The 25,036-nt window shown below is 72.4% G+C and carries 22 protein-coding genes; 14 read left to right on the forward strand and 8 right to left on the reverse strand.

Features of this window, described 5'->3' with window-relative positions; genetic code table 11:
- Window positions 1-316: 316 nt before the first annotated feature.
- Both EDD93_RS22075 and EDD93_RS22080 read left to right on the forward strand, forming a co-directional pair.
- Window positions 317-1,282, forward strand: a complete 966-nt coding sequence (locus tag EDD93_RS22075; RefSeq protein WP_123526791.1) for a 5-dehydro-4-deoxyglucarate dehydratase — start codon at window positions 317-319, stop codon at window positions 1,280-1,282.
- A complete protein-coding gene (locus EDD93_RS22080; protein ID WP_123526792.1) occupies window positions 1,279-2,457 on the forward strand; it encodes a hypothetical protein in 1,179 nt (392 codons plus the stop codon). Before EDD93_RS22075 ends, EDD93_RS22080 begins: the two co-directional genes overlap by 4 nt.
- Here the strand turns inward: EDD93_RS22080 and EDD93_RS22085 are convergent.
- A complete protein-coding gene (locus tag EDD93_RS22085) occupies window positions 2,440-3,660 on the reverse strand; it encodes an MFS transporter (RefSeq protein ID WP_123526793.1) in 1,221 nt (406 codons plus the stop codon). The two genes, EDD93_RS22080 and EDD93_RS22085, sit on opposite strands and share 18 nt — an antisense overlap.
- A gap of 265 nt (window positions 3,661-3,925) precedes the next feature.
- Between EDD93_RS22085 and EDD93_RS22090 the strand changes: the two genes are divergently transcribed.
- From EDD93_RS22090 to EDD93_RS22145, 12 genes are all read left to right on the forward strand, one after another.
- Window positions 3,926-4,582, forward strand: a complete 657-nt coding sequence (locus EDD93_RS22090) for a GntR family transcriptional regulator (protein ID WP_024494075.1) — start codon at window positions 3,926-3,928, stop codon at window positions 4,580-4,582.
- A gap of 32 nt (window positions 4,583-4,614) precedes the next feature.
- The gene (locus tag EDD93_RS22095; protein WP_123527917.1) at window positions 4,615-5,517 is read left to right on the forward strand and encodes a dihydrodipicolinate synthase family protein; all 903 of its coding nucleotides are present in this window, start codon (window positions 4,615-4,617) and stop codon (window positions 5,515-5,517) included.
- Window positions 5,514-7,241, forward strand: coding sequence for an L-arabinonate dehydratase (gene araD / locus EDD93_RS22100; protein WP_123526794.1), 1,728 nt, complete (start codon window positions 5,514-5,516; stop codon window positions 7,239-7,241). The genes EDD93_RS22095 and araD overlap by 4 nt, the downstream gene beginning before the upstream one ends.
- 162 nt (window positions 7,242-7,403) lie before the next feature.
- Entirely contained in the window at window positions 7,404-8,333 is a 930-nt protein-coding gene (locus EDD93_RS22105) for a carbohydrate ABC transporter permease (protein ID WP_123526795.1), read from the forward strand.
- Entirely contained in the window at window positions 8,330-9,250 is a 921-nt protein-coding gene (locus EDD93_RS22110; RefSeq protein WP_123526796.1) for a carbohydrate ABC transporter permease, read from the forward strand. Before EDD93_RS22105 ends, EDD93_RS22110 begins: the two co-directional genes overlap by 4 nt.
- Window positions 9,251-9,255: 5 nt before the next feature.
- Complete coding sequence (locus EDD93_RS22115) at window positions 9,256-10,437, forward strand: Gfo/Idh/MocA family protein (protein ID WP_123527918.1); 1,182 nt, start codon at window positions 9,256-9,258, stop codon at window positions 10,435-10,437.
- Window positions 10,434-11,261 (forward strand): PmoA family protein, encoded by an 828-nt coding sequence (locus EDD93_RS22120; protein WP_123526797.1) that lies wholly within the window; start codon window positions 10,434-10,436, stop codon window positions 11,259-11,261. The genes EDD93_RS22115 and EDD93_RS22120 overlap by 4 nt, the downstream gene beginning before the upstream one ends.
- On the forward strand, window positions 11,258-12,814 hold the full coding sequence (locus EDD93_RS22125) for a glycoside hydrolase 43 family protein (RefSeq protein ID WP_123526798.1): 1,557 nt from the start codon (window positions 11,258-11,260) through the stop codon (window positions 12,812-12,814). Before EDD93_RS22120 ends, EDD93_RS22125 begins: the two co-directional genes overlap by 4 nt.
- Window positions 12,815-12,875: 61 nt before the next feature.
- On the forward strand, window positions 12,876-14,210 hold the full coding sequence (locus tag EDD93_RS22130) for a sugar ABC transporter substrate-binding protein (protein WP_123526799.1): 1,335 nt from the start codon (window positions 12,876-12,878) through the stop codon (window positions 14,208-14,210).
- A gap of 168 nt (window positions 14,211-14,378) precedes the next feature.
- Complete coding sequence (locus EDD93_RS22135) at window positions 14,379-15,200, forward strand: rhamnogalacturonan acetylesterase (protein WP_123526800.1); 822 nt, start codon at window positions 14,379-14,381, stop codon at window positions 15,198-15,200.
- A gap of 68 nt (window positions 15,201-15,268) precedes the next feature.
- The gene (locus tag EDD93_RS22140; RefSeq protein WP_123526801.1) at window positions 15,269-16,606 is read left to right on the forward strand and encodes a polysaccharide lyase family 1 protein; all 1,338 of its coding nucleotides are present in this window, start codon (window positions 15,269-15,271) and stop codon (window positions 16,604-16,606) included.
- A 113-nt stretch (window positions 16,607-16,719) separates the two neighbouring features.
- Window positions 16,720-17,832 (forward strand): pectinesterase family protein, encoded by a 1,113-nt coding sequence (locus EDD93_RS22145; RefSeq protein ID WP_123526802.1) that lies wholly within the window; start codon window positions 16,720-16,722, stop codon window positions 17,830-17,832.
- Between the two features lie 70 nt (window positions 17,833-17,902).
- On the opposite strand, the gene EDD93_RS22150 is transcribed toward EDD93_RS22145, so the two are convergent.
- The 7 genes from EDD93_RS22150 to EDD93_RS22180 all read right to left on the reverse strand — a co-directional run bounded on the left by EDD93_RS22150 (window position 17,903) and on the right by EDD93_RS22180 (window position 24,999).
- Window positions 17,903-18,742, reverse strand: a complete 840-nt coding sequence (locus tag EDD93_RS22150) for a pectate lyase (protein WP_123526803.1) — start codon at window positions 18,740-18,742, stop codon at window positions 17,903-17,905.
- Between the two features lie 148 nt (window positions 18,743-18,890).
- On the reverse strand, window positions 18,891-19,598 hold the full coding sequence (locus tag EDD93_RS22155) for a hypothetical protein (RefSeq protein ID WP_123526804.1): 708 nt from the start codon (window positions 19,596-19,598) through the stop codon (window positions 18,891-18,893).
- Window positions 19,598-20,173 carry a SigE family RNA polymerase sigma factor gene (locus tag EDD93_RS22160; RefSeq protein WP_123526805.1) on the reverse strand — a complete coding sequence of 192 codons (576 nt, stop codon included), beginning with the start codon at window positions 20,171-20,173 and terminating at the stop codon, window positions 19,598-19,600. The genes EDD93_RS22155 and EDD93_RS22160 overlap by 1 nt, the downstream gene beginning before the upstream one ends.
- A gap of 351 nt (window positions 20,174-20,524) precedes the next feature.
- Window positions 20,525-21,976 (reverse strand): penicillin-binding protein 2, encoded by a 1,452-nt coding sequence (locus EDD93_RS22165; protein WP_123526806.1) that lies wholly within the window; start codon window positions 21,974-21,976, stop codon window positions 20,525-20,527.
- A 76-nt stretch (window positions 21,977-22,052) separates the two neighbouring features.
- Window positions 22,053-22,739, reverse strand: a complete 687-nt coding sequence (locus EDD93_RS22170; protein ID WP_123526807.1) for a response regulator transcription factor — start codon at window positions 22,737-22,739, stop codon at window positions 22,053-22,055.
- Window positions 22,736-23,980: a sensor histidine kinase gene (locus tag EDD93_RS22175; protein WP_260255814.1), complete on the reverse strand. Its 1,245-nt coding sequence runs from the start codon at window positions 23,978-23,980 to the stop codon at window positions 22,736-22,738. Before EDD93_RS22175 ends, EDD93_RS22170 begins: the two co-directional genes overlap by 4 nt.
- The gene (locus tag EDD93_RS22180) at window positions 23,977-24,999 is read right to left on the reverse strand and encodes a hypothetical protein (protein ID WP_123526808.1); all 1,023 of its coding nucleotides are present in this window, start codon (window positions 24,997-24,999) and stop codon (window positions 23,977-23,979) included. Before EDD93_RS22180 ends, EDD93_RS22175 begins: the two co-directional genes overlap by 4 nt.
- Window positions 25,000-25,036: the final 37 nt, after the last annotated feature.

The raw sequence follows: 25,036 nt of genomic DNA on the forward strand, positions 1-25,036 counted from the left end.
ACGCGGATCTCCTCGGTACGGGGGCGGCTGCGCTCGCCGGGTCCTTGGATGGGGTTCACATGCGTGGACAAAATATGGAGCGGGATGGGGTGGCGTCAAGAGGGATCACCCCGGACCGGCGCGCGGGATTCCGTCCTCGGCCGTCGGACCGGCTTGATTGGAACCCGAGCCTGTCCGGCGCTTGAGGACGGAACCCCCACTCCGGACCGGAGTGACCTGTCTTGACCCCGGTAAGCCGCTGCTCTAGCGTGAAGGTGTTCATGAATATGGACACCAGTCAGAATTGTGCACGCCTGAATCCGCTCAGGGAGCGCCCGTGACCTCAGCCCCTCTTGCCGCCCGACTCACCGCTGTCGCCGGGCCGCTCTTCTTCCCCGTCACCCCTTACGGACCCGACGGCTCCGTCGACCTGGAGGTCTTCCGCGCGCACGTGCGCACGGGCATCGACGCCGGTGCGGCGGCGGTCTTCGCCTGCTGCGGGACCGGTGAGTTCCACGCCCTGACGCCCGAGGAGTTCCGGCTCGTCGTCGCGGCGGCCGTCGAGGAGACGGCCGGCCAGGTGCCCGTCGTGGCGGGCGCCGGATACGGCACCGCGCTCGCGGTCCAGTTCGCGAGGCTCGCGGAGGAGGCGGGCGCGGACGGGCTCCTCGCCATGCCGCCGTACCTGGTCGTGGCCGACCAGGAGGGGCTGCTGGCCCACTACACGGCGCTCGCCGCCGCCACGGGCCTTGAGACGATCGTCTACCAGCGCGACAACGCCGTCTTCACCCCGCAGACGGTCCTCGCCCTGGCGCAGACGCCGGGCATCATCGGCCTCAAGGACGGTTACGGCGACCTCGACCTGATGCAGCGCATCGTCAGCGCCGTCCGCACCGGACTGCCCGGCCGGGACTTCCTGTACTTCAACGGGCTGCCCACCGCCGAGCTCACCGGCCTCGCCTACCGGGGCATCGGCGTCACGCTCTACTCCTCCGCCGTCTTTGCCTTCGCGCCCGATATCGCGCTGGCCTTCTACCGGGCCCTGGAAGCGGGCGACGACGACCTCGTCAACGCGCTGCTCGACCACTTCTACCGGCCGCTCGTCGAACTGCGGTCCAAGGGCCGCGGCTACGCCGTCTCACTGGTCAAGGCGGCCGTCCGGCTCCAGGGCCTGGACGTCGGTGAGGTGCGCAGCCCGCTCACCGAGCCGCCCGCCGCGCACATCGAGGAGCTGACCGGGATCATCGCGAGCGGCCGCGCGCTGCTGGAGCGGAACGCCGCCGGCGCCGGGGAGCGCGGGTGAGGACCTCCGCCTTCCTGTACCCCTGGGACGTCGTCGGGGACCCGGACGCGGCCGCCCGCGTCGCGGACCTCGGCGTCCAGCAGGTCACCCTCGCCGCCGCCTACCACTCCACCCGGGCGCTGACCCCGCGCCACCCCGGCCACCGCATCGTCACGGCCGAACACGCGGCGGTGCTCTACCCGTCGGACGCCGCACGCTGGGCGGGGCGCCGGCTGCGCCCCCACGCACAGTCCTGGGTGGACGCGCGGGACCCCTACGCCGAGGCCGCCGAGGCGCTGACCGGTGCGGGGCTCCAGGTGCACAGCTGGGTGGTCCTCGCGCACAGCTCCCGGCTGGGCGCCGAGCACCCGGACACCTCCGTGGTCAACGCCTACGGCGACCGCTACCCGTGGGCACCGTGCATCGCCCGGCCCGAGGTCCGCGCCTACCTGGTGGATCTGGCGGCGGAGGCGGCGGTGCGCGGCGGCACGCACGGCACCGAGCTGGAGTCCTGCGGCTGGTACGGCTTCGCGCATCTGCACGCCCACGACAAGATCGCGGGCGTCAGCCTCGGTGACGCGGCCCAGTACCTGATGTCGCTCTGCTTCTGTCCCGACTGCCGGGCCGGGTACGCGGGTCAGGGCCTGGACGCCGACGAACTGGCAGGGGCGGTACGCCGGGCCCTGGAGCCGGCCTGGTCCGGCGCCGGCTCCCCGGAAGCCGGCTGGTCCGGCATCGAGAAGCTCCTCGGCGCGGACCTCGCCGCCGCCACGCTCGGGTGGCGCACCGAGGTGGCCCGCGGCCTCCAGGAGTCGGTGGTCGGCGCGGTGCGGGCGGCGGCCGCACCGGACTTCCAGGTGCTGCTGCACGCCGACCCCGCGCCGTACCGCACCGGCGCGAACGTGGGCGTGGACCCGGAGCACATCCTGTCCGTGGCGGACGGCGTGGTGCTGCCGTGCACCGGCGCCGACCCGGTGCGCGAGGCCGTGCTCGGCCCGTTCACCGGGCGGGCCGGTGTGCTCGCGGCCAACCTCACCGCGGTGCGGGGGATGGGCGGCAGCCCGGACACCCTGGAGCGCGACGCGCGGCACGCGCTCTCGCTCGGCGCGAACCAACTGCGCCTGTACCACGCGGGGCTGGCATCGGACCCGGATCTGCGGAGCGTCACCGAAGCGCTCTCACGCCTGGGCCGATGAGGGGAGCGGGCCGGCGGGGACCCGCCGCCGGCCCGTGACCAGTACGGCCGCGCACGCCAGCGCCACCGCTCCCACCAGCACCACCAGCACCGTTACGTCCACCAGCGCGACCAGCCCCGCGCCCAGCGCCAGCGCCACCGCGTTGGGCGCGAACATCAGCGTGCCGGCGGCCGCCGCCGTCCGGCCCAGCAGGGCGTCCGGCGTCTCCCGCTGCACCGCCGTCATCGCGGCGATCAGCACGCACGGCAGTCCGGCCCCGATCAGCCCGCACGCCACCAGTGCCACCGCGTCGCACGGCACCGCGCGCAGCCCCACCGCCGCCCCGAACACGGCGATGCCCGCCGCCGTGAACACCCGCTCCGGCAGCCGCCGCAGCAGCGGTCCGGCCAGCAGCCCGACCGCGACGGACCCGACGCCCTGCGCCATGGAGAGCACACCCGCGTACGCGGGGGAGTGGCCGAGGACCCGGTCCACGACGGCGTACAGCGTCGCCCCGTTGAGCCCGGCGCACAGCATCGTGACCGATCCGGCGAGCACCAGCGGCCGCAGTACCGGCGAACCCCACACCTGCCGCACCCCGGCGCTCCAGCCGCCCGCCGCACCCCCGGCCGTCGCCGGGGCCGCCCGCCGCACCCGCAGCAGCCCGTAGAGCCCGGCGGCCAGCGCGAAGGAGGCCGCGTCCAGCAGGGCCACCGAGGCGCCTCCGAAGCGGGTGAAGAGCGCCGCGCCGGTGAGCGGGGCCACCAGCTTCATGCCCTCGTTCGCCGTCATCCGCAGCCCGTTGAAGTCGCCCAGCAGCCCGGCGTCCACGGCCCCCGCGACCAGCGCCGACTCCGCCGAGTCCATCAGCGCGGAGCTCGTCCCGTAGGCCATGAGCACCGCGAACAGGATCCAGACCCGGCCCGCCGAGTCCACCGCGGTCAGGGTGGTGAGCAGCACGGCCATGACGACGTTCGCCCCGACCAGCAGCGGCTTCCTGGGCAACCGGTCGGCCAACGCCCCGAGGACCGGCCCGAAGAGCACCGGCAGCCAGACGCTGAACAGGGCGAGCGCCGCCAGACTGTCCGAGCCCGTGAGCGACTTGACCCAGATCCCGGCCGCGAGTGACATCGCGGAGCTGCCGAACCCGGAGACGACGACCGCCGCGAAGAAGAGACCCGCCGTCCGGTCGCCCAGTACCCGTCCCGCCGCCGAACCCGCCATCGTTCCCACCGAACCCCCCTGACCTGCACCTGTGTTGTGCGATCAGGCTGGCGGCTGAGGCGGGCGCGGGGCATCGGGAGGATGCCGTAGGCCGTCCGGCGGGGCGGCCCGCCGCCGGGACGCGGGTACGGCACACGTCGTAGTCCGGCGAAGTTCTTCTGCCGGAAGCGTTGACGAAACATTCCCGGCGCCTCTAGCTTCATCGCGTCGTACTTCGTACGTCATATATGAGACGCGATACGCGAGATGCGAGAGCCCTTCACCCATGACCTTTGCGCCCACCCCGATTCCGTCCCGCACCCAGTACGTGCTGGAGGCGATCAAGCACGCGATCCTCACGGCGCAGCTGAGACCAGGGCAGGCGCTCGTGGAGACCGAACTGGCCGCGCAGTTCGGGGTCTCCAAGACCCCCGTCCGCGAGGCGCTCAAGACCCTCGCCGGCACCGGACTCGTCGTCATGAGCCAGTACAAGGGCGTGACCGTGCGCCTGGTCGACGCGACCATGGCCAGGGAGGTGTACGACGTACGGCTGCTGCTCGAACCGGAGGCGCTGCGCCGCTCCATCACCCGCAAGGCCTCGCTCGACGCGGCCCAGGAGGCCCTGGAGCGGGCCGACTCGGCCGGCGACAAGGCGGACAGGTCGCTCGCCAACCGGGACTTCCACCGGGCCCTCTACCTGCCCTGCGGAAACCCGCTGCTGTCGCGGATGCTCGACGAGGTCCGCGACCAGGCGGCCCTCGTGTCGACCGTCGCCTGGGCGACCATCCCGTCCTGGGAGCGGGAGGCGGCCGAGCACCGGGAGATCCTGCGGCTCGCGCTCGCCGACGACGCGGACGCCGCGGCCGGCGCCCTGCACGACCACATCGCGTCATTCGTCCGCCGCGCCTTCCCCGACGACGAGGACGGGGGCGGTGCGGCGTGAACCACCGGCACACCGACGAAAGGCCGGTCCGCATGGACCTCACACCGCTCAGGGCAGCCCTCGCGGACGTCGTGGCGATCCCGGTCACCCCGTTCGCCGAGGACGGCACCGTCGACACCGCGGCGCACCGCGCCCTGCTGCGGAGGCTGCTCGACGGCGGCGTCCGCATCCTCACCCCCAACGGCAACACCGGCGAGTTCTACGCGCTCACCCCCGAGGAGCGGCGCTCCGTCACCGAGCTGACCATCGACGAGGCGGGCGGCCGCGCCACGATCCTGGTCGGCGTCGGCCACGACGTGCCGACCGCCGTCGCCGCCGCCGAGCACGCCCGGGACACCGGCGCCGACATGGTGATGGTGCACCAGCCCGTCCACCCGTACGTCTCGCAGGGCGGCTGGATCGACTACCACCTGGCCATCGCGGAGGCCGTCCCCGGACTCGGCGTGGTGCCCTACATCCGCAACCCGCAGCTGGACGGCGAGACCCTGGCCGTGCTCGCGGACCGCTGCCCCAACGTCATCGGCGTCAAGTACGCCGTCCCGGACGCAGCCCGCTTCGCCGCCTTCGCCCGGGACGCGGGCCTGGAACGGTTCGTCTGGATCGCCGGGCTCGCCGAGCTGTACGCCCCCTCGTACTTCTCCGCCGGCGCCACCGGATTCACCTCCGGCCTCGTCAACGTCGCCCCCGGCGTCTCGCTGGCCATGCTGGAGGCGCTGCGGGCCGGCGACCACCCGGCCGCCATGAAGGTCTGGGAGCGCATCCGCCGCTTCGAGGAACTGCGCGCCGAGGGGCAGTCCGCCAACAACGTGACCGTCGTCAAGGAGGCCCTGGCCTCGCTCGGGCTCTGCGGCCGCGAGGTCCGCCCGCCCAGCCGGGTGCTGCCCGAGGCGCTGCGCGCCGAGGTCGCGGACCAGGTCGCGGGGTGGTCCATATGACCGGCCGCATCGCCCCCGGGGAACTGCGCAGCCACCAGTGGTACGGCACCGACGGGCTCCGCTCCTTCAGCCACCGCGCCCGCACCCGCCAGCTCGGCTACCTCCCCGAGGAGCACCTCGGCAAGCCGGTCGTCGCGATCCTCAACACCTGGTCCGACATCAACCCCTGCCACGTCCATCTGCGCGACCGCGCCCAGGCGGTCAAGCGGGGCGTCTGGCAGGCGGGCGGCTTCCCGCTCGAATTCCCGGTCTCCACCCTCTCGGAGACGTTCCAGAAGCCGACCCCGATGCTCTACCGCAACATGCTGGCGATGGAGACGGAGGAGCTGCTGCGCTCCTACCCCGTCGACGGCGCGGTGCTGCTCGGCGGCTGCGACAAGTCGACGCCCGCGCTGCTGATGGGCGCCGCCTCCGCCGACCTGCCGGCCGTGTTCGTACCGGCCGGGCCGATGCTGCCGGGGCACTGGCGCAACGAGGTCCTCGGCTCCGGCACCGACATGTGGAAGTACTGGGACGACAAGCGGGCCGGACTCATCGGCGACTGCGAGATGGCCGAACTGGAGAACGGGCTCGCCCGCTCGCCCGGCCACTGCATGACGATGGGCACCGCCTCCACCCTGACCGCCGCCGCCGAGGCGCTCGGAGTCACCGTCCCCGGCGCCTCCTCCATCCCGGCCGTCGACTCCGGCCACGACCGGATGGCCGCCCGCTCCGGCCTCGCGATCGTCGAACTGGTCTGGCGGCAGCGGAAGCTGTCCGACATCCTCACCGCCCAGGCGTACGAGGACGCCGTCGCCACCGTCCTCGCGCTCGGCGGCTCCACCAACGCCGTCATCCACCTCATCGCGATGGCGGGCCGCTCCGGGGTCAGGCTCACCCTCGACGACTTCGACCGCGTCGCCCGCACCGTCCCCGTGCTGGCCAATCTGCGGCCCGGCGGGAAGTACCTCATGGAGGACTTCCACTTCGCCGGCGGGCTGCCCGGCTTCCTGTCCCGGCTCACCGACGTACTGCACCTGGACCGCCCCACGGTCACGCACGACACCCTGCGCGCACAGCTCGACGGGGCGCTCGTGCACAACAGCGACGTCATCCGGGAACGCGACAACCCTCTCGCGGAGGAGGGCGGCGTGGCGGTGCTGCGCGGCAACCTCTGCCCCGACGGCGCCGTCATCAAGCACATCGCCGCCGAACCGCACCTGCTGCGCCACACCGGTCCGGCGGTCGTGTTCGACGACTACCGGGAGATGCAGCGCACCATCAACGACCCGGCCCTGGCCCTCACCCCGGACCATGTGCTGGTGCTCCGCAACGCCGGCCCCAAGGGCGGCCCCGGCATGCCCGAGTACGGCATGCTGCCGATCCCCGACTACCTGCTGAAGCAGGGCGTACGGGACATGGTGCGGCTCTCCGACGCCCGGATGAGCGGCACCAGTTACGGGGCCTGCGTGCTGCACATCGCGCCCGAGTCCTACGTCGGCGGCCCGCTCGCCCTCGTCCGCACCGGCGACCCGATCACCCTGGACGTCGAGGCGCGCCTGCTCCACCTCGACGTGAGCGAGGAGGAGCTGGAGCGGCGCAGGGCCGAGTGGAAGCCGCCGGCCAACCGGTACGAGCGCGGATACGCGGCGCTCTACCAGGACCAGATCACCCAGGCCGACACCGGCTGCGACTTCGCCTTCCTGGCCCGGCCGGGAGAAGTCCCCGACCCGTACGCCGGCTGAACGGCCCACCGGAATTCCGCGCAAGGCCTTGTTCGATATGCCGAACGCTATGCGGCAAGCGCTTGCGCACTACACGCATCACCCGCACCCGAAGCACCCGCACCAGACGCACCCGCACCCGCAGCACCCGTATCCCGTACCACCAGAGAACGGAGACGTGTCATGGCCCAAGCCGCCGCTGTGGCCACACCGCCCAAGGTGCCCAGGCGCCGCTCCGCGAGTCCCCGCCGGCTGCCGTACCTGCTGATCGCCCCGGCGGGACTGCTGATGCTCGGCTTCATCGCCTACCCGGTGATCAGCGTCTTCTACTACAGCCTGCAGAACTACAACGTCACCAAGCCGTGGCGGAACGGCTTCGCGGGCTTCGACAACTTCACCCGGATCTTCACCGAGGACGACCAGTTCTGGACCACCCTGGGTTTCAGCGCCCAGTGGGTGGTCACGCAGGTCGCGCTCCAGCTCGCCCTCGGCCTCGCGCTCGCCCTGATCGTCAACCAGACCTTCATCGGCCGCGGCATCTCCCGCGCCATGGTCTTCTCCCCGTGGGCCGTCTCCGGCGTGCTGACCAGCACCATCTGGATCCTGCTCTACAACTCCTCGACCGGCTTCAGCCGCTACCTCGCGGATGCCGGCATCGGGGACTACGGCACCTCGGTGCTCTCCGACACCGGCACCGTCTTCTGGGCGGCGACCGTCGCCGAACTCTGGCGCGGGGTCCCCTTCTTCGCCATCCTCATCCTCGCCGACCTCCAGTCCGTCTCCAAGGAGCTGTACGAGGCGGCGTCCGTCGACGGCGCGGGGCGGCTGCGCCAGTTCTTCCACATCACGCTGCCGCACCTGCGGGACGCGATCATCCTCGCCACCCTGCTGCGCGGCGTCTGGGAGTTCAACAACGTCGACCTGCTCTACACCCTCACCGGCGGCGGCCCGGCCGGCGAGACCACCACACTGCCGCTCTACGTCGCCAACACCGGCATCGAGGGCCACGACTTCGGCTACGCCTCGGCGCTCACCACCGTCGCCTTCGTGATCCTCCTCTTCTGCTCGATCGTCTATCTACGCCTGAGCAAGTTCGGAGGCGACCACAAGTGACTGCCGCCCTGGCCGAGAAGAACGGCACCCACTCCGCGCACCCGCCCGCGCCGCACACCCGCCCGCCCGCCGCGCACCGGCGCCGCAGGCCCGGCCGCGAGCGCGCCTTCGACGAGGTGCCGCGCTGGCAGATCTACGTACCCCTCGGCATCTACCTGGTCTTCACCCTCATCCCGTTCTACTGGATGCTGCTGTTCGCCGTGCGCCCCGCCGGCTCCACCTCGCTGGTGCCCTGGCCGATGACCGGCGAGCACTTCGACAAGGTCTGGAACGAGCGCAGCTTCGCCGTCTTCTTCCAGAACAGCATGATCGTCGGCATCTGCACCCTGGTCACCACCACGCTCGTCGCGCTGGCCGGCGGCTACGCACTGGCCCGGTTCAACTTCCGGATCAAGAACGCCTTCATGCTGGCGCTGCTCTGCTCGCAGTTCATCCCGGGCGCGCTGATGCTCGTACCGCTCTTCGAGATCTTCAAGAACCTCCAGCTGATCAACTCGCTGGGCAGCGTGGTCATCGCCGAGACGGTCTTCCAGCTGCCGCTCTCCATCATCCTGATCAGCGGATTCATCAAGAACGTGCCGGTCTCCCTGGAGGAGGCCGCCTGGGTGGACGGCTGCTCGCGCTTCCGGGCCTTCTGCGCGGTGGTGCTGCCGCTGCTGAGGCCGGGGCTGATCGCCGTCGGCTCGTTCGCCTTCGTGCACAGCTGGAACCACTTCCTGTTCGCCCTGATGTTCCTCAGCGAGCAGGACAAGCAGACGATCCCGGTCGGCCTGAACACCCTCATCGGCGCGGACAGCGTCGACCTGGGCGCGCTCGCCGCGGGCGGGGTGATCGCCGCGGTCCCCGTGGTGATCGTCTTCGCCTTCATCCAGAAGTGGCTGATCACCGGCTTCAGCGCCGGCGCCGTGAAGGGGTGACCGACATGCCGTCCCTGCCCACGACCACACCCGTCCCGATCGTCCTCGCGGGCGCCCGCGGTCACGGCCGCTGGCACCTCGCCAACATCCGCCGCCTCCAGGACCAGGGCCTCGTCCGGCTCGCCGGGGTCTGCGAACTCAAGCCCCTCGACGACGGCGAACTCGGCGCCTTCGCCGGCGAACTCCCCGAGCAGTCCGCCGACTTCGGGGCGCTCCTGGACTCCACCGGGGCCCGCGCCGCCGTCATCTGCACCCCCATCCAGACCCATGCCGGGCTGGCCCTCACCGCCGCCGCACGCGGCGTCCACCTCCTGCTGGAGAAACCGCCCGCCGCGACCCTCGCCGACTTCCAACGGATCCTGACCGGGGTACGGAAGGCGGGCGTCGCCTGCCAGGTCGGCTTCCAGTCCTTCGGCTCGCACGCCGTGCCCGCCATCCGCGAACTGGTCCGCACCGGCGCCGTCGGCACCGTGCGCGGCTACGGGGCCGCGGGCGCCTGGGTCCGCGACGACGCCTACTACCGGCGGGCGCCCTGGGCGGGGCGGCGGCGGATCGGCGGCACCGACGTCGTCGACGGCGTCCTGACCAACCCGCTCGCCCACGCCGTCGCCACCGCACTCGAACTCGCCGGCAGCGGCGAGGCGCGGGACATCACGTCGATCGAGACCGAACTCTTCCGCGCCCACGACATCGAGGCCGACGACACCTCCTGCGTACGCCTCACCACCACGTCCGGCCCGCCCGTCACGGCCGCCGTCACACTCTGCGCCGAACAGGCCGGGGAACCCTATGTGACCGTCCACGGCGACCGGGGCCGGATCACCTTCTGGTACAAGCAGGACCGGGTCCTCGTCCAGCGCGCCGGTCACGGCCCCCAGGAGACCGTCCACGGGCGGACCGACCTGCTGGCGAACCTCGTCGACCACCTGACGCACGGCACCGCGCTACTGGTGCCGCCGCACCGCACCGGCGCGTTCATGGAGGTCGTCGAGGCCGTACGCACCGCCCCCGAACCGCGCGCCCTGCCCTCCGGCGCCTGGCACACCGCCCCCGCCCTCACCGGCGGCGGCACCCGCCGGGTGGTGCGCGGGATCGACGCCCTGGTCGCCGAGGGCGCCGACACCCTCGCGCTCTTCTCCGAACTCGGCGCCCCCTGGGCGCTCCCGACCGAGGTGAGTTCACCGTGACGACCACCGCACTCCTGAGCTGCGCCGGCCGCCCCGTCGGCCGCTACACCTACCTCCCCGCCCCCGACGGCCGCCCCTACCTCCACCCGGTCACCACCCTCGGCGGCACCCCGGTCACCGAGGAGCACCCGGCCGACCACCTGCACCACCTGGGCACCTCCGTCGCCGTGCCCGACGTGGCGGGGCACAACTTCTGGGGCGGCCGCACCTTCGTCCGCGACCAGGGCCCCACCGCACTCGACAACCACGGGATCCAGCGCCACCTCGGCTGGAAGCTCCGCGACCCGGACGGCTTCGTCGAGGAGCTCAGCTGGGAGGCCGGCGACACCGAACTGCTCCGGGAGCACCGCACCGTCGCCACCGCCGAACTCTCCGCCACCGCCTGGGCGCTGGACTTCTCCTTCTCGCTCACCAACCGGGGCACCTCGGACCTGTCGATCGGCAGCCCCGCCACCAACGGCCGGCCGGGCGCCGGATACGGCGGCTTCTTCTGGCGCGCGCCCAAGGAGCCCTCGGCGCCGGCCGTGTTCAGCGGCCGGGGGGACGGCGAGGACGCGGTGCACGGGCACCCCGCCGACTGGGTCGCGATGAGCGGCGACGGCTGGACCCTGGTGTTCGCGGGCGCCACCGAGGAGACCAGGCAGGACCCGTGGTTCGTGCGCACCACCGAGTACCCGGGCGTCGGCTCGTCCCTCGCCGCCGCCCGCCGGCTGCCCGTCCCCGCCGGTGCCACCGTGGTGCGCCGGGTCGTCACCGTGATCGCGGACGGCCGCCTGGACCGGGACGGGGCCGCGGCCTACGTCCGCCGGGCGGTGACCGCGTGAGCACCGCCCGGGAGCGCCGCCCCTGGACCGCCGACCTGGGGGACGGCACCTACCGCAACCCGGTGCTCAACGCCGACTGGTCCGACCCGGACGTGGTGCGGGTCGGCGAGGACTTCTACCTCACCGCCTCCAGCTTCGGCCGGGCCCCCGGACTGCCGCTGCTGCACTCGCGGGACCTGGTCAACTGGTCGATCGTCGGCCACGCCCTGGACCGCCTCGAACCCGCCGCTGACTTCGCCGTACCGCGCCACGACCGAGGCGTGTGGGCGCCGTCGCTGCGGCACCACGCCGGACGGTTCTGGATCTTCTGGGGCGACCCCGACCACGGCATCCAGCAGATCAGCGCCGAGGACATCCGGGGCCCGTGGACCGCGCCCCACCTGGTGAAGGCGGGCAAGGGGCTGATCGACGCCTGCCCGCTGTGGGACGAGGAGACCGGCGAGGCGTACCTGGTGCACGCCTGGGCCAAGTCCCGCTCGGGGATCAAGAACCGGCTCACCGGCCACCGGATGAGCCCGGACGGCCGGGAACTGCTCGACGAGGGCAAGACCCTGGTCGACGCCGACACGATCCCCGGCTGGTTCACCCTGGAGGGCCCCAAGCTCTACCGGCACGAGGGCGAGTTCTGGATCCTCGCCCCGGCCGGCGGCGTGGCGACGGGCTGGCAGGGCGCCTTCCGCTCCCGCGACTTCTTCGGCCCGTACGAGGAGCGGGTCGTGCTCGCCCAGGGCCGCACCCAGGTCAACGGACCGCACCAGGGCAGCTGGGTCCGCACGGCGGCCGACGAGGACTGGTTCCTGCACTTCCAGGAGCGCGGGGCGTACGGCAGGGTCGTCCACCTCCAGCCGATGCGCTGGGCCGCCGAGGACGGCGGCTGGCCGGTCATCGGCGACGCGGGCGAACCCGTCCGCGCACACCCGAAGCCGGCCGCGCCCCGCCAGGTCGTCGAGGCCCCGGCGAGCAGCGACAGCTTCCCCGGTGGCCGCTACGGCAGGCAGTGGCAGTGGACCGCCAACCCCCGCCCCGGCTGGACCGTCGAGCACGGCGGGGACGGGCTGCGGCTCGGCTGCGTACGGACCGCGTACGCGCACGACCTGCGGGCCCTGCCCAACGTGCTGGTCCAGCGGCTGCCCGCCGAGACGTTCACCGCCGAGGTGGAGCTCTCCCTGAGCAGCGAGGAGGCGGGCGCCAAGGCGGGGCTCGCCGTGCTCGGGGACGCGTTCGGCTGGATCGGCCTGGAGCGGTCGGGTAGCGGGGAAGTGCGGCTCGTCCACCGGTACGCCGAGACCGTCGCCGAACACGAACGGGACGCCGAGCACAGCCGGCCGGCCCCCGAGGGGTGGGCCCGGCTGCGGATCGAGGTGGCGCCCGGAGCTCGCTGCCGCTTCCACGCCGACACGGGGGACGGGACCGGATCCAGGCCATCGGGCCAGGTCTTCGCCGCGACGCCCTGGCGCTGGGTCGGCGCCCTGCTCGGACTGTTCGCCACCGCACCCACCGGGACCGGGCCGGCCGGAACGGCCTGCTTCACCCGGTTCCGCACCACCGCCTGACCGTACGAAGCCCCCCACGCAGCAACCCGTCACCCGGACCACCCACAGAGAAGAGCCGACCATGAAGATCTCGAAGACGCAGCGGGGGCGTGCCGCGGCAGCGGTCTCCGTCGCGGCGGTACTCGCGCTGACCGCCACCGCCTGCGGCGACGACGGCAGCGGGAGCGGAACCGAGGGCAGCGGCAAGGGCGAAATCACCTTCTGGGACAACAACGGCGGTCCGCGCACCGCCATCTGGACCGAGATCATCAAGGATTTCGAGAAGGCGAACCCGGACATCAAGGTCAAGTACGTGCCCATCCCGATCGCCGACGTGCAGTCCAAGTACGACACGGCCATCGCCGGCGGCGGGCTGCCCGACGTGGGCGGCGTCGGCACGGCCTACCTCGCCAACATGGTCTCGCAGGAGGCACTGGAGCCGCTCGGCGAGCGGATCAAGGGCTCCGCGCTGAAGGGCAAGCTCGTCGAGGGCATGGTCGAGAGCGTCAAGGACGCGGGCGGCCGGGGCGCCGACATGTTCGCGGTGCCGACCTCCGCCAACAACGGCGCCCTCTGGTACCGCACCGACCTGTTCGAGTCCGCAGGCCTGAAGGCGCCCGCCACCTGGGCCGACTTCTACAAGGCGGCCGACAGGCTCACCGACGCCAGGAAGAACAGGTTCGGCTACACCATCAGGGGCGGCGCCGGATCCATCGCCCAGGCCATGGACGCCGCGTACGGCCAGTCCGGCATCACGGAGTTCTGGAACGGCGACAGGACGACCCTCAACGACCCGAAGAACGTCGCCGCGCTGGAGAAGTACGCCGCGCTCTACAAGAAGTCGACGCCCGCCGCCGACGTCAACAACGACTTCACCAAGATGGTCGCCCAGTGGGACACCGGCACCATCGGGATGCTCAGCCACAACCTCGGCTCCTACCAGGACCACCTGAAGGCCCTGGGCAAGGAGAAGTTCGCCGGGATACCCAACCCCATCGGGGACGGCGGCACCCGGGTCCAGGTCTCCAACCCGGTCGACGGCCTCGGCCTGTTCCGGTCCAGCGAGAACAAGACGGCCGCCTGGAAGTTCATCGAGTTCGCCGCCTCGCACGCCTCGAACAGCAAGTGGAACGAGTCAGCCGGCGCCATCCCGGCCAACACCGAGGCCGCCAAGGACCCCTGGATCAGCGAGGCCGAACCGACCGAGCTGGCCGCGAAGGCCCTCACCGACGGCTCCACCAAGATCGTGCAGCTGCCGTACTACCTGCCCGACTGGAACAACATCAGCAAGGCGGACAACGAGCCGGAGTTCCAGAAGCTGCTGCTCGGCAAGGTCACGGCCAAGGCCTTCCTGGACAAGATCGCCGAGGAGCTGAACAAGGCCCAGGCGGAGTGGAAGGAGATCGGCAACGGCTGATCCGGCCGCCCGCCGGGCCGGCGCCCCGGTGACCGGGGGGCCGGCGGCGGTTCGGGTCGCCTCCCGCCGCCGGTCCCTTCCGCCCGCACTTCTTCTCCGGTACTCCGTACCGCGGTCCGCACGTCGTCGTACGCACCGCTACGCATCCACGAGAGAGGCAGTCCCACCGTGTCACTCACGCGCAGGCAGACCGCGGCAGCCATCGCCGCGCTGCCCCTGGTGCTCGCCACCGGCACCGCGGCGGCGGCGCACAGTCCGGGCGGCCGCCCCCGTACCGTGCACATCGCCGGCGATTCGACGGCCGCACAGAAGTACGCCGACGCGGCGCCCGAGACCGGCTGGGGCATGGCCCTGCCGTTCTTCCTCGGCCGCCCCCTGGCCGTCGCCAACCACGCGATGAACGGCCGCAGTTCCAAGAGTTTCATCGACGAGGGGCTGCTCGCCGCCCTGTTGGAAGAGGTGCGCGAGGGTGATCTCCTGCTGATCCAGTTCGGACACAACGACGAGAAGACCGAGGATCCGGCCCGGGGTACCGACCCGTACACCACCTATCAGGACTGTCTGCGCCGGTACGTGCACGGCGCACGGTCCCGCGGGGCGCGGCCGGTCCTGCTCACCCCGGTGGAGCGCCGCCGGTTCGCCGAGGACGGTACGGCGAAGCCCAGCCACGGCGAGTACCCGGCCGCGATGCGCGCGCTGGCCGCCGAGGAGCGCGTACCCCTGCTCGACCTCCAGGCGCTCACGCTCGCGCGCTGGCAGGAACTCGGGCCCGACGGTACGACGGCGTACTTCAACTGGCTGGAGCCGGGCCGGTCCCCGAACTACCCCGACGGCCAACAGGACAACACGCACTTCCAGCCCCGCGGTGCCATCGAGGCCGCGCGGCTCGTCGCCCGTGCCCTCGTGGCCGGGAAGGTACTCGCCGCGCGCGAGGTACGACGCACCGATTCCGCGGTCCCGCCCGAATGGATCACCTGGCCGCAGGCCTGAGCCGGCCGCCGCCCCCGCCCCCCTCCTCCTCTTTCACCTCACCTCACCTCACCATCGAAGGATCCGCCATGCCCGCACGCATCTGTCATGCTCGCGCCATCGCCTTGGTGATGGGCTGCGCCTCCCTGGCGCTCGCCGTGTCCGTACCCGCCCAGGCCACCGGGCGACCGGGCGGGGCCCCCAAGGGCATCGACCGGGCCGTCCTCGCCCAGAACGACGGCTGGGCCGCCGCCGAGGGCTCCACCACCGGCGGCTCCGCCGCCACCCCGGACCACGTCTACACCGTGAGCAACCGGGCTGAACTCATCGCCGCCTTCGAGGACGCGGGCGATGCACCCAAGATCATCAAGATCGACGGCACCGTCCACGGGAACTCCGACGCCGAGGGCACCCCGATCGGCTGCGAGGCGTACCGGACCGACGGCTACACCCTGGACAAGTACCTCGCCGCCTACGACCCGGCCACCTGGGGCCGCACCGAGGTTCCGTCGGGCCCTCTGGAGGACGCCCGGCTCGCCTCTGCCAAGCTGCAGAAGGCCGCCGTGAACGTCTACGTACCGTCCAACACCACGCTCATCGGCGCCGGCAAGGACGCGAAGGTCATCGGTGCCAGCCTCCAGATCCAGAGCGTCTCCAACGTCATCGTCCGGAACATCTCGTTCGAGGACACCTATGACTGCTTCCCCCAGTGGGACCCCACCGACGGTGAGACCGGGCACTGGAACTCCGAGTACGACAACCTCGTCGTCTACGGATCCGACCACGTCTGGGTCGATCACAACACCTTCAGCGACGATGACCGCCCCGACGCCGGTCAGCCGGTCTACTTCAACGAGCGGTTCCAGCAGCACGACGGACTCTTCGACATCGTCAAGGGCGCCGACCTCGTCACCGCCTCGTACAACGTCCTCAAGGACCACGACAAGACGATGCTCATCGGCAACAGCGACGGTGCCGGTGCCACCGACAGCGGCAAGCTCCGGGTCACCCTGCACCACAACCTCTTCAAGGACGTGAACGAGCGCGCGCCCCGCGTCCGCTTCGGGCAGGTCGACTCGTACAACAACCACTTCGTCGCCACCAAGGGCAGCGTCTACGGCTACACGTACGGCATCGGCTCGAAGTCCCAGCTGGTCGCCGAGCACAACGCGTTCACTCTCAGCGGTGAGTTCGACAAGGCGAAGATCCTCAAGAAGTGGTCCGAGTCCCCGCTCACCGCAGCGGACAACTACGTCAACGGCCGCCGGACGGACCTCATCGCCGTCCACAACGCGGGTGTTCCCGAGGAGCGGCTCACCGCAGGCGCCGGCTGGACGCCGGCGCTGCGCACCAGGGTCGACCACCCGCTGCTCGTGCCCCTGATCGTCGGCCTCACGGCGGGCGCCGGCCGGATTCCGGGTGCCTGACCACTCGTAGAGCCCCGTACCGGACGGGATTCCCACCGGTTGCCTCTCCGGAACCGTGCGGATCCCGTCCGGACCCGTCGCGCACCCGCGTAAGGAAGTAAGGAAGTACCGCCATGCCCAGCAGACGCAGCGCCCTGGCCCTGCTCGCGGGCGGCAGCGCCGCCCTCGCCATCGGCGCGGCCCCCGGCGCGCACGCCCACGGCCGGCCCGACGCACGCCGCCCCTTCGGACGCCACGGCTCACCGTCGTCACGCCTCGACGCCGCCACGCTGTACGTCGACGTCCACGGCAGGGGCGACCACACCACCGTCCAGGCCGCCGTGGACGCCGCGACCGGCACCGGCCGCACCCTGGTGATCGCCCCCGGCACCTACCGCGAGACGGTCGACATCCCGGCCGACCGGACCGGACTCACCCTCATCGGCGCGAGCGAGGACCCGCACGACACCGTCATCGTGTACGACAACGCCAACGGCACCCCGCGGCCCGACGGTTCGGGAACCTACGGCACCAGCGGCTCCGCCACCGTCACCGCCGGTCCCGCAGGACTCACCGCCCGGAACCTGACCTTCGCCAACGACTGGCTGCGCGCCGACCACCCCGAATACACCGGGACCCAGGCCGTTGCCATCAAGGTGCAGGGCGACCGCTCGGCGTTCTACGGCTGCCGCTTCCTCGGGCACCAGGACACCCTGTACGCCGATTCCCGCACCCTGTCCGACGTCGCCCGCCAGTACTACCGCGACTGCTACGTCGAAGGAGACGTCGACTTCGTCTTCGGCCGGGCCACCGCCGTCCTCGACCGCTGCCACCTGCGCACCCTGAACCGCACCGACCTGGCGGCAGAGCCCTACGGCTTCGTCTTCGCACCCAGCACCGCCGGCGCCAACCCGCACGGTTACCTGGTGCTGCGCTCCGCCGTCACCAGCACCGCGCCGGACGGGTACTTCAAACTGGCCCGCCCCTGGGTGCCCTCCTCCGACCTCACCGCACACCCGATGCTGACCGTGCGCGACAGCCACCTCGGCGCCGGGATCGACACGGACGAGCCGTACGGCACCATGGCCGCGGGCTTCCCCTGGCAGGAGCAGCGGTTCGCCGAGTACCACAACACGGGCCCCGGCGCGCGCGTCACCGTGCCCGCCAACCGCCCCCGGCTGTCCGTGTCCGAGGCACGCCTGCACACCCCGGCCGCCTGGTTGGGCGACTGGCGTCCGTTCCGGTAGAACACGCTCCGCGCATGACGGGGCCCCGCCGGACCGGTCCGGCGGGGCCCCGTCATACGCGGGACGAGGCTCAGTCGTAGCTGATGTCCGAGCTGCTGTACTTGCAGTACGTGCCGTCCGGCCCGCTGCCCGTCTCCGTCGGCTCGTCACCGTCGTCGTTGCCCGTGTAGCGCACGCACGGCTTGATCTTCTTGCTGCTGTCACCGTGGATCCGGACCGACTTCAGGGTCGCGGTGTCCCCGTAGTTGGTGTTGATCCCGGCCAGGGCCTTGCCGGGCGCCGTCACATCGACGTCGCTGACCACGATCGTGCGCTTGTACTGCTTGGAGCAGTTGCCGCAGGACCGCACGAGCTTGCCGAAGTCCGAGACCTGGAAGCCGCTGATGGTGAGTGTGCCCGCGCCGTTGAACTGGAAGACCTTGTCCTCGGCCTTCCTGGCGCCGCCGCCGGTCACCTTGTACGTGGCGCCCGGCGAGGTGCCCTTGAAGGACGCGGCGTCCTCGCCGACGTCCTCCCACCACACGTTCTGGATCGTGCAGCTGCCCGCGCAGTGAATGCCGTCGGCGGCGGGCGAGCCGATGACCACGTTCTTCAGGACCGCCCCGTCGGCCAGTTCGAAGATCGGGTCCTGGCCCTCCTCCTGGCCGTCGCCGCCCAGGTCCCCGCTGCCGTAGAAGCGCTTCAGGGTGCCGTCGTACGTTCCGGAGACCTCGATGGTCGCTGGGACGGCCTGCGAACCTGCGGGGGTGGGCCAGGCGGCGGCCGCGGGCGCCGCGTCGGCCGACTGGACCAGCAGGCCGGTGGAGAGCGCGGCGCCGGTGAGCGCCAGCGCGGCGGCCGAGGCGGAGATCGTGCGGCGGCGGCCGGTGCGCCGTGCACCGCTGCCGGGAATTGCGGCTCGTTTCGTCATGTCGGTGTCCTGTTCCTCGATGGTGGGGGGAGCGTTGCGCTCCTGGGTCGCCGCCGAGGGGAGGAAGGGTTGCCGGGTCGGGGAAACATCCGGGGATTCCTTGCCGGAGGTCCGGAGGCCGAGAGGAGCCCGGCGGTCGCGGTCGCGGTCAGCGCTCCCGGCCGAAGGAGTAGCGAACCGTGGCCGGTTGGCCGGAGGCGCGCACGGCGTGCGCCGTCAGGTAGTCGCCCGAGGCGTCCCGGGCGCCCTCCGCGTGGTTGTACTGCCCGGCGAACGTGTGCGTGCCGGCCGGGACCGTGCGCCCCGGTTTCAGCGTCCAGCGGTAGACGAGGAAGCCGCCGTCCTCGGTCGCGGACACCGTGAAGTCGCGCTCGGGCAGCGAGCGCCAGGAACCGGTGCCGGCCACCCCGCCGGTGAGCGCGATCCGCAGCTCGACGGTGAGCGAGGAGAGGGCTTCGCTCGTCCGCAGCGTCACATTGCTCTGCGCCCAGTACGCGTTGCTGTGCGGGTCGACGGCGCCGTCCGCCCTGAGCGGCCCGTCCTCCGCGCGCGGCGCACCGTCCGGTGCGGACGGCGTGGCGACAGCGGACGGCGGCGGGGCCGCCGCCCGCTCCCCGGACGGCCCGTCACCGCCCGCCGACGTGACCGCGAACGCCCCGGCCGCCAGCACCGCGCACACCGCCACCGTCGCCCCCGCGACCCGCAGCCACGGCGTCGCCGCCCGCGGCGGACGCGCGACCCGCGCCGGCGTGCGGCCCCCGGCCATGCCGCGCGCCACCCGGGCCCGCATCCGCTCCCGGTCCGGCCGGTGCGCCTGGGCGGCGCCCCGCAGCCGCCCAGGCAACTCCTCGTCCATCACTGGCTTCCTCCGGTGCGCTGCGCCGCGACGGCCACGTGCACGTGCGCGGCGGGCGTATCGGGACCGAGCAGCCGCTGCAGTTCCGCGACGGCGCGCGAGGTCTGGCTCTTCACCGTACCCACCGAGACCCCGAGCACCAGTGAGGTGTCCCGCTCGGAGAGGTCGAAGGCGTGCCGCAGCACCACGCAGGCGCGCTTGCGGAACGGCAGTCTGCGCAGCGCCTCCTGGACGTCGACCACCGCCGACACGTCCGGGTCCTCGACCGCGTACCCGTCCCCGCCGCCGCGTGGCGCCCAGAACAGCGCGATCCGGCGGCGCTCGCGCACCGCGCTGCGGATCCGGGTCCTGGCCAGATTGGCGACCACCCCGCGCGCGTACGCCACCGGATGATCGGCGTTCCTGACCCGGTCCCAGCGGTGCCAGAGCGCCAGCAGGGCGTCGGCGGCCAGGTCGTCGGCGGCGTCGGCCTCACCGGTCAGCAGGTGGGCGAGCCGGGCGAGTTCGGCGTAATGGGCCTCGAAGAACGCATGGAACTCGGCGGCGGCATCGTCGGCGTCGATGGATGTGCCCACAGCTACCCCGTCCCTGCGCTCGGATGCCGGTGCCCGTGTCGGCCCCGGCCGTGCACGTTGCCGGCCGGGTACGCCCCGGACACCGCCCGTGGTGTGCGGGCGGGGGGCGAGAGCGTACCAGCGCACCCCGGAAGCGCTTCGACACGGGTGCGTAACCAAGTAAGGCGCACCACGGCGAAAACCTGAAGGGCCCGGGACACGCGAACACCTGAGGACACGCGAACGCCCGGGGACACGCGAACGCCCGGGGACACGCGGACACGCGAACGCCCCGGGGGGACGCGGACACCTGAGGACACGCGAACGCCCCGGTATCCCGAACCGGGGTACCGGGGCGTCGTGCCGTGCCGGTCACCGCTGGAGCGCGGCCTTCATCATCTTCTGCGCGATCGGGGCCGCGAGGCCGTTTCCGCTGACCTCGGAGGCCGCCGAACCGGAGTCCTCCACGATCACGGCGACCGCGACCTCCTGGCCGCTCGACCTGTCCTTCGCGTACGAGGTGAACCAGGCATACGGGGTGTTGCTGTTGCCCACACCGTTCTCCGCCGTACCCGTCTTGCCGCCGACCTCCGCGCCGCCGATCCGGGCGTTGGTGCCGGTGCCCTGCTCCACGACGGTCACCATCGCGCTGCGCAGCTGCTTGGCGGTGGACTCGGAGACGATGCGCTTCATGTCGCCGTCCGCGAAGTCCTCCAGCGTGCCGCCCTTGGAGTCCGTCACCTTGGAGACCATGTGCGGCGCCGCCAGCTCACCGCCGTTGGCGAGGGCCGAGGAGACCATCGCCATCTGGAGCGGGGTCGCGGTGACCTCGAACTGGCCGATGCCCGACAGCGCCGTCTGCGCGTCGTCCATCTTCGCCGGGTAGACGCTCTTGTACGCCCTGACCGGGACGTCGAGGTCATCCGTGTTGAAGCCGAACTTCTCGGCCATCGCCCGCACCTTGTCCTGGCCCAGGTCGGCGGCGACCTTGCCGAAGACGTTGTTGCACGAGTACTGGAGCGCCACCCGCAACGTCGCGTTCTCGCAAGGTGCGGAGGCGCTCTCGTTCTTCAGCGGGGTGCTGGTGCCGGGCAGCGTGTACGGCACCGGGCTCTTGGTGGCCTCGTCGACCGAGCTGTACAGCCCGTTCTCCAGCGCGGCGGACGCCACCACCAGCTTGAACGTCGAACCGGGTGCCAGCGGCTGCCGCAGCGCGCGGTTGACCAGCGGCTTGTCCGGGTCCGCGAGCAGCTTCTTCCAGGTGTCGCCGTCCGTCGTCCCGCTGATGTCGGACGGGTCGTAGGACGGCGAGGAGACCATGCCCAGGATCTGCCCGCTCTTCGGGTCGATCGCCACGGCCGCGCCCTTGTCGTCGCCGAGGGCGTCGGACGCCGCCTTCTGCACGTCCGGGTCGATCGTGGTCAGCACGCTGCCCGGGGCGGTCTTCTCACCCGTCACCACGTTCAGCGGGTTCTTCAGCCGGTCGTCGGTGCCGTCCAGCACATGGCTGTAGATCCCTTCGAGCTGGGTGGAGCCGTAGGCCTGCGAGCTGTACCCGGTGACGGCGGCGTAGAGGTCGCCCTGCTTGTAGGTGCGCTTGTACGCGAGATCACTTCCCTTCGTCCTCTTCGATCCGGTGACCGGCGAGCCGGCCACGATGATGTCCCCGAGCGGCTGCGCGTACTGCGCGATGGTGTTCCGCCGGTTGTGGTCGTCGTCTGCGAGCGCCCGTGCCTGGTACGCCTGCACCCATGTCGCCCGCCCCAGCAGGGCGAGGACCAGCAGCAGGCAGAAGACCGAGGCGCGCCTTATGGTCTTGTTCATCCCGTACAGGGGACGTGCGGGGCGCGGTGCGGCGTTCCCCGTTGTGCCGCTTCTCACCCATTACTCATCGTCGCGCTCACCGGCGCCGCCGCTCGTCACCGCCCCCGCCCGGCGCGATGAACCCCGACTCGTAAGCGGCGATGACCGCCTGGGTACGGTCCCGGGCACCGGTCTTCGCGAGGACGCCCGCCACATGGGTCTTCGCCGTCGCCGCGCCCACCCCCAGCCGGGCGGCGATCTCCGCGTTGGTGAGGCCCGCCGCCATCAGCCGCAGGACGTCCGCCTCCCGGTCGGTGAGCCGGGCCGCCCAGGCGGGCGCGGCGGCGGGCCGGCCCCGCCCGTACTCGGCCGCCAGATCCCGCACCGCGGCGGGGAAGAGCAACGAGTCGCTGCGGGCCACCAGCCGCACCGCCTGCACCAGGTCCTCGGCCGCCGCCCGCTTGAGGAGGAAGCCGGCGGCCCCGGCGCGCAGCGCCTCGTACACGTAGGCGTCGTGCTCGAAGGTGGTGACGACGACGACGCGGGGCGCCGGGTCGACCAGGGCCAGGATCCGCTCGGTGGCCCGGATGCCGTCGGTCTCCGGCATCCGCACGTCCATCAGCACCACGTCGGGGCGCAGCGCCCGCACCACCGAGACCGCCTCGGCGCCGGTCGCGGCCTCGCCCACGACCTCCAGTCCGGTTTCGGCGTCCAGGATGACCCGCAGGGCGGTGCGGACCATGCGCTCGTCGTCGGCCACGACGATCCGGACCGGCGTGCTCATGGCCGCTCCCGGGCGCGCAGGGGGAGGCAGGCGGTCAGCCGCCAACCGCCCTCGTGCGGCCCGGCTCCGGCCCGGCCGCCGAGCAGTACGGCGCGCTCGTGGACGCCGCGCAGCCCTCGGCCGCCGCCGGGGCGTGCCGGGGGCGGCCGTCCGGGCAGCGCGCTGTCCATGACGATTTCCAGTTCCTCCGTGCCCACGGTGATCCGCAACCGCACCGGCGCACCGTGCCCGCCGTGCCGCAGCGCGTTGCTCAGCCCCTCCTGCACGATCCGGTACGCCTCGCGCGCCACGGCGTCGGGCACCGGGCCCCGGTCGCCCTCGGCCGTGTAGGCGACGGGCACCCCGCAACGCGCCAGCAGCCCGTCCAGCGCGTCGAGCCCGGGGCCGGCCGGGCCGCCGGTGCTGTCGGCGTCCTGCCGGAGCAGCCCGAGCACCGAGTCGAGTTCGTCGACCGTGCGCCGCGTCGTCTCCTCTATCGCGGTCAGCGCCTCGCGGACGAACTCCGGGTCGCTGTCCAGAACCCTGCGGGCGGCGCCGGCCTGGAGGGTGACGGCGCTGAGCGCGTGGCCGACGGAGTCGTGCAGCTCCCGGGCCAGCCGGTTGCGTACCGCGAGGGCGGCCGCCCGGCGCTCGGCGGCGGCCAGCCGGTCGTCCGGGGTCGGCCCCAGCAGTACCGGTGCCCGGTTCGCCAGCAGCGCCCCGGCCGCCGCCGCGCAGCCCGCCATCGCCGCCAGCATCGCGATCCCGGCGAGCGGCGCCAGGACCGGGAGCCACGGCCCGTCCAGCGCCTGCGGCACATCGATCACAGGGGAGTCGCGCACGGCCGCGAACAACGGCAGCAGCGTCACGCCCACCGCGAAGGGGGTCAGCGCCAGCGTCATGCCGCTGACGATGCCGCCGAGCGCCACGTGCAGGGTGTACCAGAGCGCCGTGCGGACTCTGGCCTGCCCGGTCCTGGCCGGCCCGTCCGCGAGCGGCCGGTCCGGCGGCAGGCCGCACAGGGCGCGGGCGGCGGACACCGACAGCGGCCGGGCGAGCGGGAAGAGCGCGGTGAGCGCGGCCATCGGCAGCGCGAAGGCGAACGCGGTCAGCTGGCCCACCGGCGAGCTGAACACATGGGCGCCTGCCCGGAACGAGCCGACGATCACCGTGCCCACCAGGAAGTACGGCATCAACAGGGCGCCGCCGATGATCAGATGGAGCCAGCGCAGCCGGGCCCGCCGCCCGAGCAGCGGCCTCACGCCCGGAGACCGGACGGCGGTCGCGCACCGGCCGCGCGCTCGGTCAGGAAGTACGCGCCCATGGCCACCACCAGCGTTCCGACCAGCATCTGCACAGCGTAGGTCAGCACCACGGCCGCGGTGGGCCGATGGGCGATGTCGTCGACGCTGGTCAGCGCGGCGAGGCCCATCCAGCCGCCCCAGCAGCCCACCGCGCCGGAGCCGCCCCAGGCCAGCGCGAGCGGCACCCGCAGCGGCAGCGCGGAGCTCCGGCGGAAGGCGAGGAGCAGCACCCCGGCGGCCGCGGCGGCGGTGAACAGGACATGCACCGCGTCCACGACGTGGGAGCCGCTGTTGCTCTCCGCTATCAGCGCCGCGTTGAGGCCGGCGGTCGACCCGGCGGCCCAGAGCAGATGCATGGTGCCGGGGATCAGGGCGATCAGCGAGGCCGCGACGGCGCAGGCCCGCAGGGCGGGAGCCGTGGGACTGGCGGGCAGATCACGCAGGGTGCCCTGCCAGAGGTGGCCCCAGCGGTCCTTCGCGTAGAGGGCGAAGAGAGCTCCCAGGGTCAGGCCCTGGACGATGAAGCCGGTGTAGACGACGGCGAAGACCCACTGGTCGAGGAAGGGCCGGGCGGATCCGGCGCTGCCGGTGATCTCGCCGCCCAGGGCCTGGACCAGCAGCTGGAGCGGATAGCCGGCCATGATCGGCAGCAGCAGACCCGTCGCCACCCACATCGGCAGAACGAGCAGCCAGGTGGTCACGCGCCGGCCCCAGGCCTGGGTGAGCAGCAGGGCGATGACCACGACCGCGCCGTCCATCAGGACCGAGCAGCTGTTGGCGACGATCATCGTGGCGCGGTGGTCGAGCAGCGAGCTGTCGTCGGGGATGCCGAGGTGACTGCCCGAGATCCAGGCGGTCTTGAGCACGATGTAGGGCAGGCAGGCGACGATCGCGAGGACGCGCAGCACGGTGCGCGTCCGCGGAGTGACCGGGGCGGCCGCCGGTGCGGGGGCCGCTGCGAGCGGTGTCTGTGTCATGCCGTCCACGCTCCCGCGCGGGCGGCTCGCGCACCTC

Source organism: Streptomyces sp. 840.1 (genome assembly GCF_003751445.1).
Taxonomy (GTDB): domain Bacteria; phylum Actinomycetota; class Actinomycetes; order Streptomycetales; family Streptomycetaceae; genus Streptomyces.